Raw genomic sequence first — 15,285 nt, 5'->3', positions numbered from 1 at the left:
ATTTCAAAGCTTTGTTACCTTTAAAACTAATTGATTCCATGTAGTTCGACATCGAAAAGGAGCGTTGCATTCGGTGGAATAACCCCGCCAGCACCGCGTGCACCATAGCCCATTTCAGAGGGGATGATGAGGGTGCGCTTACCGCCAATCTTCATTCCTTGTACACCCTCATCCCAGCCCTTAATCACATGGCCAGCACCTAGAGGAAAGCTAAATAATTGGCCGCGGTCAAGTGAGCTATCAAATTTTTGGCCCTTGTGATCTGGCGCCTTTTCGTCAAATAACCAGCCGGTGTAGTGCACATCCACATGATTGCCAGCAGATGCCTCTTTACCATCACCAACGACCGTATCTATTTTTTTGAATTCGTTCATGTTTTATCCTTCTCTTTGGCTGAAATTGAAGGGCTAGTATATTCCGTGCCCTATCTTTTTGTTCAGGTAAACCAATAGGACAAAATTCGTACCCCGCTCTGCTAATCAATCTCTGCTTGCATTTGGTAAGGCGTCCTAGGCTAAAGCGTAGTAACCGACTTCCTGCGATTGCTGCTGAGCCAAATCAAGGCGACTGCTGTCACTGCCACAGGTAATAGCGATCCCAGATTGAGAATGTTCCAGCCTTGTGAGGTAATGAGGGCCCCAGATCCAAATGAAGTAAAGGCCATTGTGCCAAAGACAAAGAAGTTGATTGCTGCTTGAGCCTTGTCACGCTCTTCAGGTCGATATGCTGTCATCGCTAATGATGTGGAGCCAGTAAATAAAAAGTTCCAGCCAACCCCCAATAAAAATAGTGCAAGCAGAAATTGATTAAAGTCGACGCCAGTTAATGCGATTGCAATACAGAGTAGGTTGAGGGCAACACCCACACCCATAATTTTGAGTGTGCCAAAGCGCTGTATCAAGGAGCCCGTAAAAAATCCGGGTGCAAACATCCCGATCACATGCCACTCCAATACCATTGCTGTATCAGAAAATGGCAGGCCACAAATTTGCATCGCCAGTGGCGTCGCAGCCATGAGCAAATTCATCACGCCATAACCGAGTGAGGCGCCGATCACGGCAACCATAAAGACGGGCTGTTGCAGAATGGTTTTGAGGTTCCTGCCGGCAGAAAGTGAGTGCTGGTTTTTGAATTCTTCTGGAAAGTGGATAAATTGCATCACGACGATCCCAATGAACCCTGCAACGGAGAGGGTGAGGTAAGCACCTAAGAAGGCGGTATTAAATAGATCTCGAGTCCAAGAGGCCAGGTTTGGCCCAATGACTGCACCGAGAATGCCGCCAGCTAAAACCCATGAAACCGCTTTATCCCTTTGGCTGATATCCGTTAACTCAGCAGCAGCAAACCGATAGAGCTGTCCATTCGCGCTGTAATAGCCGGCAATAAAGGTCCCTAGTACCAATAGCCAGAAATTTTTAGAAATAGCGGCATAGGCACAGAGAAGGGCTGAGAAGATCGCCACCAAGAGGCCTAGCTGAAAAGAGCGCCTACGGCCGAAGTTATTTTGGGTTTTGGCAACAATGGAGGTTGAAACGGCGCCGCCAACGACATAACCCATTACAGGCAAAGTCGCCATCCAGGCTACCGGGCTCAGACTAAGGCCAACTAGTCCATTAATCGCTATAAAAGTCACATTATTGGTCAGAAATAGGCCCTGACAGAGGATTAACAGCACGAGATTCTTGTTCAGCAGGGGGTGCTTGTTCATCATGTATCGCAGTTTACGGCGTAACTTCAAGGGCGCTTGGTTTTCTGCAACCCTTGAATTCAAGACAATTCACTCGCTTTAGTGCCAAAACCGCTTAAATTGCCGGGTTCGATGATCTAAAATAGCGGTCTCGGTCCAGCGTGTCCAGTTTCACCCAGGCAGCCAAAAGCGCCTGAGGTCCGGCGTGCTGAATGCGAGGGGGCTCGGTATCAGCCGAACCCAAATACGGAATCATATCGAGGAAAAATTAATGGCTGCAGAGACATCAAAGATTATTTACACGCTGACAGATGAAGCGCCAGCATTGGCAACCTGTGCATTTTTGCCGATCATTCGGACATTTACTGCACCCGCTGGAGTGCAGATTGTGACGAGTGACATTTCTGTTTCAGCACGTATCTTGTCAGAGTTCTCTGATTGTTTAACTGCCGAACAGCAGGTCCCAGATAATTTGGCTGAACTGGGCCGCATGACTCTGTTGCCGGACACTAACATTATTAAATTACCCAACATCAGCGCATCAGTGCCACAGTTGCTCGCTGCCATTAAAGAATTGCAAGCGAAGGGCTATTCCATCCCTGACTTTCCGGATGACCCTAAAAACGACGCTGAAAAAATCATCCGTTCCAGATACTCTAAGTGTTTGGGTAGTGCTGTAAACCCCGTGTTACGCGAAGGGAATTCTGATCGACGCGCACCCAATGCCGTGAAGCGTTACGCCCGTAAGAACCCGCACTCGATGGGTGTATGGAGCCAAGCATCCCGCACACACGTATCTCATATGCACGGCGGGGACTTCTATGCGGGTGAAAAGTCAATGACAATGACGAAGGCATGTGATGTCCGGATGGATTTAGTCACCAAGAGTGGCAAGACAATTGTTCTAAAACCAAAAATTTCTTTGCTTGCTGGTGAAATTATTGACAGCATGTACATGAGTAAAAAAGCACTCTGTGATTTCTACGAAAAAGAAATTGAGGATGCTTACAAGACGGGCATGATGTTATCCCTGCACGTGAAGGCAACCATGATGAAGGTATCTCACCCCATCGTGTTTGGCCACGCTGTCAAGATTTTTTATAAAGACGCATTTGAAAAGCATACGAAGTTATTTGAAGAGTTGGGCGTCAATGTTAACAACGGTATGAGCAGTGTGTATGACAAGATCAAAACCTTGCCAGAGTCTAAGCGCGAAGAAATTATTCAAGATTTACACGCTTGCCATGAGCACCGCCCCGCATTAGCGATGGTGGACTCTGCTAAGGGGATTACTAATCTCCATTCACCAAGTGATGTGATCGTGGACGCCTCTATGCCAGCAATGATTCGGGTAGGTGGCAAGATGTGGGGCGCTGATGGCCGTTTGCATGACACCAAGGCAGTGATTCCAGAAAGTACTTTTGCGCGTATCTATCAGGAAATGATTAACTTTTGCAAGACCCACGGTAATTTTGACCCAACTACGATGGGTACCGTACCCAATGTCGGTTTGATGGCGCAGCAGGCTGAAGAGTACGGCTCACATGACAAGACTTTCGAAATTACTGAAGCTGGCGTCGCTCGGATTGTTGCCGATGACGGTACGGTATTACTTGAGGAGGACGTAGAAGAGGGTGATATCTGGCGGATGTGCCAGGTTAAGGATGAGCCGATTCGTGACTGGGTAAAGCTCGCTGTCAACCGTGCACGTCTTTCCCATACTCCAGCAGTGTTCTGGTTGGATGAGTACCGCCCCCATGAAGCAGAATTGATTAAGAAGGTTCAAGCCTACTTAAAGGATTACGACTTAACGGGTGTGGATATTCAAATCATGTCTCAGACTCGTGCCATGCGCTACACCCTAGAGCGCGTCATTCGTGGCAAAGATACGATCTCGGTGACCGGCAATATTTTGCGTGATTACCTCACCGATTTATTCCCCATTATGGAGCTCGGTACGAGCGCCAAGATGCTCTCTATCGTACCTTTGATGGCAGGTGGCGGCCTCTTTGAAACAGGCGCTGGCGGTTCTGCACCGAAGCACGTTCAGCAATTGGTCGAAGAGAACCATTTGCGTTGGGATTCATTGGGAGAGTTTTTGGCTCTAGCAGTGTCCTTAGAGGATATCGGAGACAAAACCGGCAATCCTAAAGTGAAACTCCTAGCCCGCACTTTAGATGAGGCGACTGGTGCATTATTGGATAACAATAAATCACCGTCTCCACGCACTGGTGAATTGGATAATCGCGGTAGCCAGTTTTACTTGGCAATGTACTGGGCCCAAGCTTTGGCTGCACAAACCGAAGATAAAGAATTGCAAGCCCACTTTGCGCCCATTGCAAAAGCACTAACGGATAACGAGCAACAGATCATTGCAGAGCTCAAAGCAGTACAAGGTAAGCCAGCTGATATTGGTGGTTACTTTGCGGCGGATCCAGAGAAGTGCAAAACAGTGATGCGTCCTAGCGCAACCCTCAATACCATTTTGAAGGCGGCCCAGGTCGCTTAAGTTAGTAAATGCCTTCCGTTCTATTAAAAAAGGCAGACCAGTCGGTTTGCCTTTTTTCTTGCCCCACTTCTTTTTTGCAGGCAAATTGAGTAGTTCAGCATTAAATCGCCAAGCGTAGGAGAATAGTTAATATTCGCATTATTTGCTGAAATCCACTACGGAGACTTTGATATGCACCCTATTGATCAGAAGCAACTTTCTCAAGAAGTGACCCCTCAAGCAGTTTTTGAGGCTCGCCGAGATTTGATTAAATCTGCAGCTGCCGGTGCGTTTGGTTTAGCACTAGCGCCTTGGTTCTCGCGGGATGCCTTGGCTAACAATTCTCAAAAGTTGATTGCTAGTCCTAATCCAGATTTCGTCCTGAAGGAGGAGTCAACAAGCTATAAGTATGTCACTGGATACAACAATTTTTATGAGTTCGGTACCGATAAAGCGGATCCAGCTGCGAATGCGGGGAGTTTGCAAACGCGCCCGTGGACTGTCACGATTGAAGGCTTAGTTAAAAAGCCGATGACCTTGGATCTTGATGCACTGCTCAAACTTGCCCCAATGGAGGAGCGTATTTATCGGATGCGTTGTGTTGAGGGATGGTCAATGGTCATTCCATGGGATGGCTATTCCTTATCTAAATTATTGAATCAGGTTCAACCTTTAGGATCTGCAAAATATGTGGAATTTATTTCTCTAGCCGACCCTAAACAAATGCCGGGTCTGAAGAGTCGAGTAATTGAATGGCCCTATCGTGAAGGTCTGCGCCTAGATGAGGCAATGAACCCTTTAACCTTGCTCACCTTTGGTCTTTACGGTGAGACCCTGCCAAAGCAAAACGGCGCTCCAGTACGAATTGTGGTGCCTTGGAAGTATGGCTTCAAGAGTGCGAAGTCGATTGTCAAAATTCGCTTAACTGAAGAGATGCCGAAGACGAGCTGGAGTCAGTTTGATGCCCGCGAATATGGTTTTTACTCTAATGTGAATCCTTCAGTAGATCACCCGCGTTGGAGTCAAGCAACTGAGCGCCGCATTGGTGATCCTAAAGGGACATTCGCCCCTAAAATAAAGACCCAAATGTTTAATGGTTATGGCGATCAAGTAGCCAGTATGTACTCTGGTATGGACTTAAAGAAGTTCTATTAATACAGAGTAATCAATAGAACTTGATGAAGGTCTTAATTTTTTTACTGGCGCTCTTACCCCTAGATCGCTTGATTTGGCTCGGCTATACCGATGATCTAGGTGCCAATCCCATTGAGTTCATTACCCGCTCGACCGGAACTTGGGCTTTAGTTTTCCTCTGCCTTACGCTGGCAATGACCCCACTGCGTTTGGTGACTGGTGTCACAAGCTGGATTCGGTATCGCAGAATATTGGGTTTATTCAGTTTTTTCTATGCCTGCATTCATTTTGGAATCTGGCTTTGGCTTGATCAAAATTTTGATCTGGTAGAAATGTGGAAAGATGTTGTGAAACGGCCCTTTATTACGATGGGCTTTATCAGCTTTGTATTACTCATTCCATTAGCGTTGACTTCCACTCGTTGGGCGCAAAGAAAACTAGGCCGCCGCTGGATGCAGTTGCATCGCGTGATTTATCTCATTGTCTGTACCGTGATCCTGCATTATTGGTGGCATAAGGCAGGAAAAAATGATTTAGACACAGTGAGTATTTATGCTGTCATCTTGCTATTACTGTTATGTTGTAGGGTTCCTTACATACGTAAGCTGCTGAACAAACTTTCTTCTATTCAAGATCGCTAATCTGATGACAGCAAGACAGATCGGTAGCTTCCTACTACCTCCCGGAATCGATATCTTCGAGCGCGGCTGGTTGTCAGCAAATAATATTTTTCTTTATAGTGATGACGATATTTCGCTGGTGGATACTGGCTACTGCGCACATCAGCAGCTCACTGTTGACCTAGTTGTCAATGCACTAAAGCAATCTGGCTCACTAGACCTTAATAAGGTAGTGAACACACACTTGCACTCAGATCATTGCGGAGGCAATGCAGCACTGGCAAAACAATTTGATTGTGAGATCTGGATACCAAAAGCTGAGGCGATCGCTGTTCAGCATTGGGATGAAGAGTTACTCAGCTTTCAACAATTAGGACAAGAGTGCCCCCGTTTTACTCATCAAGGTCTGTTGGTGCCGGATGAGGAAATCCGATTGGGTCGCTATCAGTGGCAGATTCTTTCAGCTCCAGGCCATGACAACCATTCAATCATGTTGTATCAAGAGCAACATCAAATCTTAATCTCGGCCGACGCACTCTGGGAAGATGGCTTTGGCGTGATTTTTCCTGAGCTCTGGGGTGAGGGTGGCTTCGAAGAGGTGGCGCAGACATTAGAGTTGATTGAGAAGCTCCCAGTGGCTTTAGTTATTCCAGGGCATGGCAAGCCTTTTACGGATGTAAAAAAGTCACTTGATATTGCGAAGTCGCGTCTCGATTACCTCTCCAGTGATGCTGATCGTAATGCACGTCATGGGGCTAAGGTTCTCCTGAAGTACAAGCTATTGGAATGGCGCAGTAGGGAAATGAAAGAGGTATATCAATGGATGGGCGTCACTCCAGCACTAGAAAACATTCGTGAGCAACTGAATATGACGATTGAGGATTTTCAGTTGTGGCTGCCACAGGCTTTGGTGAAATCCAAGGTCGCAGTCATTGAAGGGGATAGCCTCATAAATCTTGACTAGAGTCTTGATCAGATACTTTCCCCGGCTATAGTCTTCCCTGGAGATCACAGCAGAGCTAGCGAAATCAGAGGAGAGGTAAGAAGATGAGCAATAATTCCTAAGAATGTCATAGAGGCTTTAGTATTAAACGACTCTCTCAATTACAAAACAATCAGAAGAAAAAAATATGGAACATACCGTTTTAGTGACTGGCGCTACTGCCGGATTTGGTGAGGCTACTGCCCGCCGCTTTCTGGCTCATGGCCACAAGGTGATTGCCTTAGGAAGACGCGTGGAACGCCTAGAGGCTTTGAAAACATCTTTGCCTGCTGAGCAGCAGAAAAAATTACTCACTCTAGCTGTAGATGTTTGCGATAGTGCGCGGGTTGATGAGCTTGCTGCTAGCTTGCCTGCTGAATTTGCTAACGTAACTTTGCTCGTGAATAACGCGGGCTTGGCTTTAGGTCTAGAACCAGCGCACAAGGCATTTCTTGTTGACTGGGATCGCATGATTGATACTAATATTAAGGGCTTAGTTCACATGACCCGCGCTTTTTTACCGGGAATGGTTGAGCGTCATTGCGGGCACGTGATCAACCTAGGATCTGTAGCGGCTAACTATCCCTATCCAGGGGGCAATGTTTACGGCGGTACCAAAGCATTTGTTCAGCAATTTAGCTTGAACTTAAGAGCAGATTTAATTGGAACACCGGTGCGTGTCACTTGCGTTGAGCCTGGCATGTGCTCCGGCACGGAATTTTCGAATGTGCGCTTTAAGGGGGATGATGATAAGGCAGATAAGGTCTATACCGGCGTCAAAGCGTTGAGTGCGGATGATGTAGCCGAGGCAATTTACTGGTCTGCCAATTTACCAAGCCATATGAATATTAATTTATTAGAGTTGATGCCGGTACAGCAGTCTTTTAATGCGTTCAACATTCACCGCGGAGATTTATAAGCAGTCTAGACTGTCGATTTCCACTGATAAAACCGGGGATAGAGACGCATGACTACGGGGCCGTTGAAATCCCAAGATTTACAAGTTCCCAAATAAAGGGGCGGCTTAGTGTCATCTGCATTAAAGAGTGCCCCGGGAATAGATTGAAAAGCAGCGGTAGCAATATTGCTTAATAGTTCTCGTAAATGCGTACAGCCTTTAATTCCGCCGAGATGTTCATTAATTGTCTTACGCCAGCCTTTGCCGATGCGCTCCCCAATTAATGCATCCATTGGTGGGATTACTTGTGGGCATTCAGGGTGAGGATGACTGTCCATTGCCACCTCGATTGCTTGAATGACTAATTCAGTATTCACGGTAATGCGAACCCACATATCGTGAAAAGCTTGCCCTGGCTCCCAAGTCTTCCCGCCGGTAGTAAAAGGATGAAATTTGAAGTCACGTAAATGGGCTTCAATATCCCATAAACCATCTTCACGGGCAAAGCCCTGAAAAGTAATTTCACGGTTATGGAGAGGGCTTCTAGGGGCTGGATTCGATAGCATACTGGCGGTAATAAATTGGATAATAAAAAATATTGGTTAATGATAACGACTTCATTGCACAGTCTCTAAGTCAGGTCAGTTTGTAGTATGCTCGGCAACATCTATGGCCAAACCGATTTCGCTCGAAAAAATATTATTTAGCCAGGGCTTTGGGACTAGGCGTTATTGCAGTGATTTGGTCTATGCCGACCTAGTCAAAGTCAATGGGGTATTGGCAGAAGATCCGGAAGAGCGCATTGCCACCGAAGGTTTAATACTCAATGTCGAGGGCAGGAATTGGGAGTTTCATGAAAAAGCCTATATTGCTTTTCATAAGCCTCCCAACTACGAGTGCTCTCATAAAACGACCCATCATCCCAGTGTGTATAGCTTACTACCCAAGCCTTTTGTGGAGCGGGGTGTGCAGTGTGTAGGTCGCCTCGACTTTGATACAACGGGCTTAATTTTAATTTCAGATGATGGCCAATTTATTCATCGGATGACTACTCCGAAGAAAAATATTGGTAAGGTCTACGAGATCACTACCCCTGAACCGATTACTCAAAAGCAAATAGATCATTTACTTAGCGGCGTTGTACTAGATGATGATCCAGAGCCCTGTTTTGCTTCCGCCTGCAAACAGCTTGGCGATCACGCCTTGGCAATGACGATTGTGGAAGGGCGCTATCATCAAGTGAAGCGAATGATGGCTGCAGTGGGTAATCACGTGGCTAAGCTGCATAGAACAAAAATTGGACAATACATCCTGCCTGCTGATTTAGCTGAGGGTGAGTGGCGCTGGCTTTATCCAGAAGATTTACAAAAATTATCTAAGAGTGTGGAGGTATCAAATGTCTAAGCCAAATCTGCTTGCCCAAGATTTTGATTTTCAAAAGATGTTGCCTGATTGGCAGGTCAGTTCTAATCAGCAAGAGTTAGAGCGAAAATTTATCTTTAAAGACTTTAAAGATGCTTTTCAGTTCATGACGCTTTGTGCAAACTTTGCCGAGGAAATAGATCACCATCCGGATTGGTCTAATGCTTGGAATATGGTATCCGTTCGATTGAGCACCCATTCAATGAAGGCATTAACTGAGCTAGATCTTTCTATGGCCCGTGCCATGGATCAATTTTCGTTACAGATCTTGGGGTAACAACCTTACTGAATTTCCTCGTCATCTTCATCCTCGGAGGTAATGCTCATCAGGATGGTGGCTAAAAGCCCATAGACCACTTCAGTGGCGATCATGCCATCTTCATCAAGCTCATCGATCAGATCATTCAAGCAATCTTCTGTAGGCTCATTTAACAGCGTCATGGCGCATTCGCACCCATAGTCAAAATCTTCGTCGTTTGGAGTTTGGGTATCGTTCGTCATATTGATCCTTTGAGTGATGTTGCAGAATAGCAAATAAAGTCTTGCAAGCACAGACCTATTGCTTAACTAGGCTAAAAAATTCTTTGCACTTCAGATTTTTTGCAGTTTTTGGGCAACTTGATTAGAGCGGGAGATTGGCGGTTTTAAAGTCGGGATCATCGTCGATAGTGGATACCTTGAACCCCAATTCATTCACCAGATGAAGCATTTTAGAATTATTGGCAAGGACATACCCCGCCATTGCTTTTAAACCATTCTCTTTTGCATGGTTTATCAGGTCAAGCATTAAATGTGTACCTACTCCATGTTCAGTGTGACTATCACTCACGCTGAGAGAGAATTCACAAATAGGTTGCTTAGGCAGAGTGATGTAACGTGAGATACCAATAATTTCTTCGTCCCCATGTTGATTCTGAATAACAGCAACTAAAGCCATTTCTTTTTTATAGTCCAAGTGCAAGATATTTTCTAAAAAATCATTCTGTAAATTGGCGATTGCATGTGCGAATCTCAGATAACGGCTTTCAGGTGAAAGGTGGTTGAAAAGGTCAATGAGACGTTTTTTGTCATCCAACTGAATTGGGCGAATAAAGTAAGCCTTGCCCTCGCCCAGTGGGTAGTATTTATTTGGAGGGGGTAGGGATGTTTTCATGGGCGCAGCTCACCTGAGGTGTTCACCTTCAGGATACTGTGATTAGCTATTCGCACATAGTAGTTTTGACTCTAAAATGAGCCATTCTTCTTACCGCGTCATTTGACCCATTGATGATCCCTTTGCTCCAGGCCTTTAACCAGCATTCAGCCACCTTTTTTGTGCTGGCTGCAATCAGTGTGCTGATTTTGGGTATGTCAAAGAGTGGCTTTGGTGCCGGTCTAGGTGTCATTGCGCCTCCGTTGATTGCTAGTCAATCTAGCCTTACCGAAGCATTGGCTATTTTGCTTCCCTTATTGATTGCGATTGATTTGGTTGGCTTGCGCCGGTTTTGGGTTAATGCGGATCGACGGATTCTGAAAATTGTTTTGTTACCAGCTGGGGTTGGCATGCTCATCGGGTACTTCTTTTTCTCTGTAATAACTCCACAGATGTTGTCTCTTTCGATTGGCATATTTACCTTGCTGTTTCTGGTGCAGAGTGTCGTGATGTCCCGCCTGAGTCTCAAAGAAGCAAAGCCCTACCCTTGGTTGGGTAGAGTGATGGGCTGTCTTTCTGGCTTTACCTCCTTTGTTGCGCATATTGGAGGTCCGCCTATTACGATTTATATGTTGAGGGAGCGGGTGCCCCCAATGGTGTATACCTCTACATTGGGTATATTTTTTACCGTCCTCAATTTCGGTAAGCTACTTCCCTATACTTATTTGGATTTGCTCAACCTCAACCAATTAGCCACTTCCATACTATTGCTACCTTTGGTTCCGGTGGGTGTGTACTTAGGCTTCTATTTGGCCAAGAAAATTTCAGCTAAATGGTATTACATCGTTATCCAACTATTTTTATTGGCAGCGAGTATGAAATTAATTGCTGATGGCTTAGGCGCCTGAGTTCACTATGGAAAAGATAATACGCATTCAAACATTGAATCAGAAGCAGCATCAAACTAAACCTCAGGCAGTTCTTAAACTATTGATTGCCTGTGGTTTGGGGGTCCCTATGCTTGTATATAGCCAAACATTTTCACCATACACCCCTGCTCAGATGCAGAAGTTTAATCGGCAGCCCATTTCTCCAGCTGAGACGCCGATGGGGCCCCTTTACTCGAGCCCTACACCAGTTCAGCAAGCGCCCAAAAGACCATTTGATTCGCATTATATTAAAAATCCGGATGGTGAAGAGCAGGCGGAAGCTCAGGGTGCCGAGTCTGCCGCACCCTTTGAGCCAATACCCGCAACAATCACTTTCTAGAGGCTATGGACTCAACTGTTACTATTACTTATCTATTTTAGAAAAGAGTCATTCATGAAATTCACTTCTATTCGTTTACTTGCAAGCGCCTTCATTCTCTTGGGCTGTGTAACTTCAGCATATTCTCAGGATGCATTGCCGATCAACGCCGCAGCTTCGGTTAATGGATTCATTATTTCCAATGATACTGTTGAGCAGGGTATTCAGGCGGCTTTATCTCAAGGTCAAAAAGATTCACCTGAGTTGCGCAAAGTAGTCTTGAGTAAATTGATTGAAATCACCCTCTTGTCTCAGCAAGCTGATAAAGATGGGTTGGCAAACTCCGATAGAGCAAATCGCCAATTGGCTTTGATTCGTCAAAACTATTTAGCGGATCTAGAGCTATCCACTTTTATGTCAAAAAATCCTGTGAGTGAAGCTGATGTCCAAGCAGAGTATGACCGTGAGGTCGCTTCTCTGGGATCGCAAGGCATGATCGTGGAATATAAAGTGAGTGATATAGCGGTTGCTACTGAAGCTGAGGCGAAAGCCGCCTTAGTCAGAATTAAAAAGGGTGAATCTTTTGATAAGGTGGCCAAGAGTGTTTCATTGGCGCCAAACAAAGTTCAGGGCGGAGCGGTAGGTTGGGTTCAGGCAGGTCAAACTTTGCCACAGATTGCTAGTGTTTTGATAACGCTCTCTAAGGGTCAAGTTTCTCCGGCGCCTATTCAAATGCCACAGGGCTGGTATTTGATTAAGTTGGAGGACAAAAAATCCACTAAGCCACCTACTTTTGAACAGGCTAAAGCAGCTATTCGGAATGGCCTGGTCCAGAAAAAGCAATTTGAATTCTTATCCCAATTACGTCAGGGTGCCAATATCGTTGTGCGATAACGCGTTTGAGAAATGCCTATGTGAATCTCTTTGATTGGATGACTTCGAGTATCTATATAACGAGTTTCGCCAATATGGCATACAGGGGAATGCCCAGAATGATATTGAATGGAAAGGTAATGCCTAGAGACATTCCCATATAAAGCGCTGGATTGACCTCGGGTAGCGCATGGCGCAAAACAGCCGGTACGGCAATATAAGAGGCGCTTGAAGCTAGCACCATTAGTAAGATCGTGTCGCCAAGGGGTAGTCCAATGAGCTTGCATAGTGTGAGTGCAATGAGGGCGTGTGACAGTGGTGAGCCAATGGCATACAGCAGGGTTATCGGCGGCTTCCCTTTAAGGCCTGGAATATTTCTAGCCGCCATCAGACCCATATCTAATAGAAAGAAAGCTAGCATTCCCTTGAATAAGTCTATTGAAAATGGCGCCATTAACTTTTGGCCTGCATCTCCACTCACTAATCCAACGACCATGGATCCCAATAAAAGTAGTTGCGCGCCATCTGTAAAAGATTCATGCAGTATTTTTGATAGACCTACGGGCGCATGTTGCGATTGAGTGTGGATGGCATGGAAGGATCTGGCTTTATTTGCTAAAACGATTGCTAAGATGATTGCTGGAGACTCCATCAGCGCCATGGCTGCAGCCATATGGCCACCATAGATGATCTGAAATTGATCTAAATATTGAGTGGCAGTGATGAAGGTTACCGCACTCACGGAGCCGTAGGTCGCTGCAACCGCAGCTGCGTCAAAGGCGTTGAGTTTGGTTCTCAGAATTCGGTAACCAATTAAGGGAATGAGGATAGCTAAAAAGACTGCAAGACCCAATGAGAGGGCAATTTCTGTAGTGAAGCCCGACTTGTGCAAAGCAAACCCACCCTTGAGCCCTAATGCCATGAGTAGGTAAAGCGACAAAAATCGCGAAATCGGTTGCGGAATTTCTAAATTGGACTTAACGGCGCCAGCAAATACACCAAAGATAAAGAATAGGATTGCTGGATCTAAGAAGTTGGCCATGATTCTGTTCGCAAGTTATCGTTTAATAATGGCTTCAATGAGTGGGTGTTGAATCTTCTTTTCTGAACGAATCGCATAAAAATATCCATAGATGTCCTCGCAATCCCCAATTAGGTCCATGTGATAGGTCTCCTTCAAATCTTTAGCAATGATTTTGCCGGCAGGAAATACGCCTAAGCCGCTGGCTGCAAAAGTTTTTAGTAGAGCGCTATCTTCAAACTCACCAGCAATATTAGGGCTGATGCCATTGTGGACAAACCACTGATCAATTAAGTGGCGAACCTTAGAATGGGTGGTTGGTAAAAGAATGGGTAGGTCATTAAGACACTGGGGAAACGCTTTTTTGCTTCGCTTTAATACTTTGCTGGGACCGAACCAAGCAATCGATGACTTGAGCAACTCCTTGCTATACACATGGAGATTTTTATTAATTGGTGCCGGTCGATCGGCCAAGACAATGTCGAGTCGATGTAATGCCAGATCTGCTAAGAGGTCTTCAAATTCTCCATCATGAGCTATTAACTGAACATCATTTTTTTCCAAAATGGGCGCCAGAAGTTGCCTGGTAACCAGCTTAGATAAGCCATCAGACACGCCAACCGTAATTTTGGTTTTAGGGAAGCTTGCTGCCTCCCTGATGGCTTCGGGTAACTTCTCCCCCAAGAGAAAGATTTGATCCGCAATAGCTAAAGCTGCAAACCCCGACTCTGTTAACGCAAGTCCACGACCCGCAGGCTTAAGCAACAGGTAGCCGAGTGATTTTTCTAATTCATGCACCTGGGCACTGATTGTCTGAATGGCAATGTTCAGGCGCTCGGCAGCCTTAGACATGCTCCCCTCTTTCGCTACTACCCAAAAATAATAAAGGTGACGATAGTTATAGAGCATTTTAATATTCAGTTTTTTACGAAATTATAATCAATATATCTCTGCTTTTAGTTTAATGCAAATTCCCCTAAATTAGCCTTATAGAAATCCATGAAATGCATGGATAGCAATCTGAGTGAGGAGATTAAGGTGGAGCTATTTAGCCCGGAATTTTTTTCGGCATTACTGGCAATTATTGTGATTGACCTTGTTTTAGCTGGGGACAATGCAATCATCATTGCAATGGCTGCTAAAAATTTACCAGCCCATTTGCAAAAGAAGGCGATTGTTTGGGGTGCAGTGGGAGCGATTGCAGTCAGAAGTGTCATGACGCTATTGGTAGTGTATTTGTTGAACATCCCCGGTTTAATGCTGATCGGTGGCTTGCTATTGGTGTGGATAGCTTTTCGCTTACTCTGTCCCGCACAAGATGGTAAAGCGCATGATCACGCCAAAACCACTTTTTGGGGTGCCATGAAAACCATTGTGATTGCAGATGCAGTTATGGGCCTGGATAACGTCTTAGCGGTTGCCGGGGCTTCACATGGCAGTTATGTGTTGGTTGTTATTGGACTGCTGATTAGTATCCCCATAGTCATTTGGGGATCCACACAAATACTGAAGCTAGTAGAGCGCTACCCTTCGGTCACCTATTTGGGCGCTGGTGTCTTGGCATGGACGGCAGCAAAAATGATGACATCAGAACCCCTCTCCGAAGAATGGCTTGCCACTCAGAACCCAATATGGGAGTACATCTTTCAAGTGGTAGTCGTGTTGGCAGTTTTATCTGGAGGGTTTATCCAGAGTAGACGTGCTCTTGATGGTGCAAAGACTTAACTACGGATTCATCAGCTTAAATCCATCTAATTTGACAAATTTAGCAACAATCACA

18 protein-coding genes are annotated in these 15,285 nt (G+C 45.5%); 11 read left to right on the top strand and 7 right to left on the bottom strand.

Going from position 1 to position 15,285, the window contains the following annotated elements:
• Nucleotides 1–26: 26 nt before the first annotated feature.
• Together ICN15_RS05390 and ICN15_RS05385 are read right to left on the bottom strand one after the other, a co-directional pair.
• Nucleotides 27–374, bottom strand: coding sequence for an FKBP-type peptidyl-prolyl cis-trans isomerase (locus ICN15_RS05390; protein ID WP_216201675.1), 348 nt, complete (start codon nucleotides 372–374; stop codon nucleotides 27–29).
• 140 nt (nucleotides 375–514) lie between these two features.
• Complete coding sequence (locus ICN15_RS05385) at nucleotides 515–1,690, bottom strand: MFS transporter (protein ID WP_216202060.1); 1,176 nt, start codon at nucleotides 1,688–1,690, stop codon at nucleotides 515–517.
• Nucleotides 1,691–1,958: 268 nt separating this feature from the next.
• On the opposite strand from ICN15_RS05385, the gene ICN15_RS05380 reads away from it, so the two are divergent.
• From ICN15_RS05380 to ICN15_RS05360, 5 genes are all read left to right on the top strand, one after another.
• A complete protein-coding gene (locus tag ICN15_RS05380) occupies nucleotides 1,959–4,196 on the top strand; it encodes an NADP-dependent isocitrate dehydrogenase (RefSeq protein ID WP_216201674.1) in 2,238 nt (745 codons plus the stop codon).
• 171 nt (nucleotides 4,197–4,367) lie between these two features.
• Nucleotides 4,368–5,330 carry a protein-methionine-sulfoxide reductase catalytic subunit MsrP gene (gene msrP / locus ICN15_RS05375; protein WP_216201673.1) on the top strand — a complete coding sequence of 321 codons (963 nt, stop codon included), beginning with the start codon at nucleotides 4,368–4,370 and terminating at the stop codon, nucleotides 5,328–5,330.
• 23 nt (nucleotides 5,331–5,353) lie between these two features.
• A complete protein-coding gene (gene msrQ, locus ICN15_RS05370; RefSeq protein ID WP_216201672.1) occupies nucleotides 5,354–5,950 on the top strand; it encodes a protein-methionine-sulfoxide reductase heme-binding subunit MsrQ in 597 nt (198 codons plus the stop codon).
• Nucleotides 5,951–5,954: 4 nt separating this feature from the next.
• Nucleotides 5,955–6,893: an MBL fold metallo-hydrolase gene (locus tag ICN15_RS05365; RefSeq protein WP_216201671.1), complete on the top strand. Its 939-nt coding sequence runs from the start codon at nucleotides 5,955–5,957 to the stop codon at nucleotides 6,891–6,893.
• Between the two features lie 166 nt (nucleotides 6,894–7,059).
• The gene (locus ICN15_RS05360) at nucleotides 7,060–7,830 is read left to right on the top strand and encodes an SDR family NAD(P)-dependent oxidoreductase (protein WP_216201670.1); all 771 of its coding nucleotides are present in this window, start codon (nucleotides 7,060–7,062) and stop codon (nucleotides 7,828–7,830) included.
• Between the two features lie 5 nt (nucleotides 7,831–7,835).
• Here ICN15_RS05360 and ICN15_RS05355 read toward each other — a convergent pair whose 3' ends face one another.
• Nucleotides 7,836–8,375 (bottom strand): DUF2889 domain-containing protein, encoded by a 540-nt coding sequence (locus ICN15_RS05355; RefSeq protein ID WP_216201669.1) that lies wholly within the window; start codon nucleotides 8,373–8,375, stop codon nucleotides 7,836–7,838.
• A 103-nt stretch (nucleotides 8,376–8,478) separates the two neighbouring features.
• Here ICN15_RS05355 and ICN15_RS05350 point away from each other — a divergent pair, with 103 nt between their 5' ends.
• Together ICN15_RS05350 and ICN15_RS05345 are read left to right on the top strand one after the other, a co-directional pair.
• A complete protein-coding gene (locus tag ICN15_RS05350; RefSeq protein ID WP_216201668.1) occupies nucleotides 8,479–9,213 on the top strand; it encodes a pseudouridine synthase in 735 nt (244 codons plus the stop codon).
• Complete coding sequence (locus ICN15_RS05345) at nucleotides 9,206–9,508, top strand: 4a-hydroxytetrahydrobiopterin dehydratase (RefSeq protein WP_216201667.1); 303 nt, start codon at nucleotides 9,206–9,208, stop codon at nucleotides 9,506–9,508. Before ICN15_RS05350 ends, ICN15_RS05345 begins: the two co-directional genes overlap by 8 nt.
• Nucleotides 9,509–9,513: 5 nt before the next feature.
• Here the strand turns inward: ICN15_RS05345 and ICN15_RS05340 are convergent, their stop codons facing one another.
• Nucleotides 9,514–9,732 carry a hypothetical protein gene (locus ICN15_RS05340; RefSeq protein WP_216201666.1) on the bottom strand — a complete coding sequence of 73 codons (219 nt, stop codon included), beginning with the start codon at nucleotides 9,730–9,732 and terminating at the stop codon, nucleotides 9,514–9,516.
• 121 nt (nucleotides 9,733–9,853) lie between these two features.
• Entirely contained in the window at nucleotides 9,854–10,384 is a 531-nt protein-coding gene (locus ICN15_RS05335) for a GNAT family N-acetyltransferase (protein ID WP_216201665.1), read from the bottom strand.
• A 113-nt stretch (nucleotides 10,385–10,497) separates the two neighbouring features.
• On the opposite strand from ICN15_RS05335, the gene ICN15_RS05330 reads away from it, so the two are divergent.
• From ICN15_RS05330 to ICN15_RS05320, 3 genes are read left to right on the top strand one after another with little or no spacing between them, the layout of a single operon-like run.
• Entirely contained in the window at nucleotides 10,498–11,271 is a 774-nt protein-coding gene (locus tag ICN15_RS05330) for a sulfite exporter TauE/SafE family protein (RefSeq protein WP_216201664.1), read from the top strand.
• A 7-nt stretch (nucleotides 11,272–11,278) separates the two neighbouring features.
• Entirely contained in the window at nucleotides 11,279–11,632 is a 354-nt protein-coding gene (locus ICN15_RS05325; RefSeq protein WP_216201663.1) for a hypothetical protein, read from the top strand.
• A gap of 54 nt (nucleotides 11,633–11,686) precedes the next feature.
• Nucleotides 11,687–12,505 carry a peptidylprolyl isomerase gene (locus tag ICN15_RS05320; RefSeq protein ID WP_216201662.1) on the top strand — a complete coding sequence of 273 codons (819 nt, stop codon included), beginning with the start codon at nucleotides 11,687–11,689 and terminating at the stop codon, nucleotides 12,503–12,505.
• A 52-nt stretch (nucleotides 12,506–12,557) separates the two neighbouring features.
• On the opposite strand, the gene ICN15_RS05315 is transcribed toward ICN15_RS05320, so the two are convergent.
• Nucleotides 12,558–13,526: a sodium-dependent bicarbonate transport family permease gene (locus ICN15_RS05315; protein WP_216201661.1), complete on the bottom strand. Its 969-nt coding sequence runs from the start codon at nucleotides 13,524–13,526 to the stop codon at nucleotides 12,558–12,560.
• A 15-nt stretch (nucleotides 13,527–13,541) separates the two neighbouring features.
• Nucleotides 13,542–14,414 (bottom strand): LysR family transcriptional regulator, encoded by an 873-nt coding sequence (locus tag ICN15_RS05310; RefSeq protein WP_216862800.1) that lies wholly within the window; start codon nucleotides 14,412–14,414, stop codon nucleotides 13,542–13,544.
• Nucleotides 14,415–14,504: 90 nt separating this feature from the next.
• On the opposite strand from ICN15_RS05310, the gene ICN15_RS05305 reads away from it, so the two are divergent.
• Nucleotides 14,505–15,230, top strand: coding sequence for a TerC family protein (locus ICN15_RS05305; RefSeq protein WP_255532879.1), 726 nt, complete (start codon nucleotides 14,505–14,507; stop codon nucleotides 15,228–15,230).
• Nucleotides 15,231–15,285: the final 55 nt, after the last annotated feature.

This window comes from Polynucleobacter sp. CS-Odin-A6, assembly GCF_018882095.1.
Taxonomy (GTDB): Bacteria; Pseudomonadota; Gammaproteobacteria; order Burkholderiales; family Burkholderiaceae; genus Polynucleobacter.
The sequence above is the reverse complement of the archived record's forward strand: the minus strand, read 5'-3'. Positions and strand labels throughout refer to the sequence as shown.